This window comes from Sphingomonas sp. PvP056 (assembly GCF_040549155.1).
In the GTDB taxonomy this organism is placed as follows: Bacteria; Pseudomonadota; Alphaproteobacteria; order Sphingomonadales; family Sphingomonadaceae; genus Sphingomonas.
Map to the genome: position 1 here is coordinate 1 of NZ_JBEPST010000015.1, position 1,862 is coordinate 1,862.

Below are 1,862 nucleotides of genomic sequence, written 5' to 3' on the forward strand. Positions count from 1 at the left end.
GTGTGGGCGGGGGGGGGGGGGCGGTTCGGCCGCCCCCCCTATTTTGTGTGGGCTTACACCGTGGGGGGGGGGGGGGGGGGCGCCAAAACCCCCCCCCCCCCCGGGGGGGGGGGGGGGGGGGGGGGGCCAGACCAGCAGAACCAAGCTCTCTGCGAGGCACTTCCCCACCCCAACCCCTCCCCTGAAGGGGAGGGGCTTAGAAAGGCCCTCACACATCTCAGCAACCATTTGGTTGGAGGAACAACGGTGCAATAGAGTAGATCGCTCTTCGTATCGAGCAGCCTGCAACACAGATCGCGCGGGATACGACGCCTACCCCCCGTAAGCCCCCACCTTCGCCAGCACAGCCCGCGCCTGTTTCAAATGCGGAATATCCAGCATCCGCCCATCAAGCCCGACCGTCCCCGCACCGCCGGCAGCATCGAACGCCGCAACGACCCGCTCGGCGAACGCGACTTCCCCGGCGTTCGGCAAATAGCTTTCATTGATCGCCGCCACCTGCGCCGGGTGAATCGCAAGCCGCCCGGTGAACCCCTCCGCCCGCGACGCCCGTGACGAGGCGCGCAACCCCGCCTCGTCACGGAAATCGACATACAGCGTATCAACCGCCTGCACCCCCGCCGCCTTCGCGCCGAGCAACGTCAGCGTCCGCACCGTGCGATAGGTCAGCGCCCAGCCCCCCGCCGGATCGAGATTGGTCGACGCGCCCAAGGCCGCCGCCAGATCCTCCGCGCCCCACGTCAGCCCCGCCAACCGCGCCGCGGGCACCTTGGCATAGTCCCCCAGCGTGAATGGCGCGGCGGCGGTCTCGGTCGCGACCGGCAGGATCGCGATCGATCCGGCAGCGAGCCCCGCCTGCGCCTCGAGCGCGTCGAGATAGAAGGACAGTTGCGCGATATCGGCGGGTCCACCGCACTTGGGGAGCATCACGCCATCGGGTGCGGCCGCCACCACCGCGACCAGATCGTCGAGCACCATCCCGCTGTCGAGCGGGTTGATCCGCACCCACAATTGGCTGGTCCGCGCTTCCTGCGGCCGGTCCGCCAGCAGTCCGGCCACGAGATCCCGCCCGCGCGCCTTGTTCTCGGGCGCGACCGAGTCCTCGAGGTCGAAAATCAACGCATCCGCGCCGGTGCTGTCCGCCTTGGCGAGCTTCTTTTCGCTGTCCCCCGGAATGAACAGCCACGAACGAAGGTCGATCATGCGCCGGCCTCCACCGGGGTCTTGCGCTGCAATCCGGTGCGCTTGCACGTCGCGACGAGTTCGTCGCGCTGGTTGAACGCGCGGTGGACGAAGGTCACGATCCCCGCATCGGGCCGCGAGCGAGAGTCGCGCAGGTCGACCACCTCGGTCTCGATCCGCAGCGTATCGCCGATGAAGACGGGGGCGGGAAAGCGCACTTCGTCCCACCCGAGATTGGCGACCGCGGTGCCAAGCGTCGTGTCGCCAACCGACACGCCGACCATCAACCCGAGCGTGAAGGTCGAATTGACGATGATCCGCCCGTAATCGCTGTCCTTCATATATTCGGCATCGAGGTGAAGCTGCGCGGGGTTATGCGTCAGCGTCGAGAACAGGAGGTTGTCGGTCTCGGTCACGGTCCGCCGGATTGCATGCGCGAAAGTCTGGCCGACTTCCAACTGCTCGAACCACAATCCCGCCATCGCCTGCCGCTCCCGTTCTGGGCCCTGTAGCGGGCCTGCCTTCATGCGACCCGGCCATACCAGCGATTTCGGGAAGGACCAGAGCGGGATGCCCCCACGCCCCCCGTTCGTTTCGAGCGAAGTCGAGAAACCCCCCCCCCCCCCCCGTGGTCGGCGGCGCGCGCAAACCACCGGGGGGTAGGAAAAAATATTACACCC

2 protein-coding genes are annotated in these 1,862 nt (G+C 67.6%); both read right to left on the reverse strand.

The features are described 5' to 3' along the window. Positions 1–312 precede the first annotated feature (312 nt). Positions 313–1,203 carry an HpcH/HpaI aldolase/citrate lyase family protein gene (locus tag ABIC17_RS20250; protein WP_354284975.1) on the reverse strand — a complete coding sequence of 297 codons (891 nt, stop codon included), beginning with the start codon at positions 1,201–1,203 and terminating at the stop codon, positions 313–315. After that, a complete protein-coding gene (locus tag ABIC17_RS20255) occupies positions 1,200–1,664 on the reverse strand; it encodes a MaoC family dehydratase (protein ID WP_354284976.1) in 465 nt (154 codons plus the stop codon). The genes ABIC17_RS20250 and ABIC17_RS20255 overlap by 4 nt, the downstream gene beginning before the upstream one ends. Positions 1,665–1,862 lie beyond the last annotated feature (198 nt).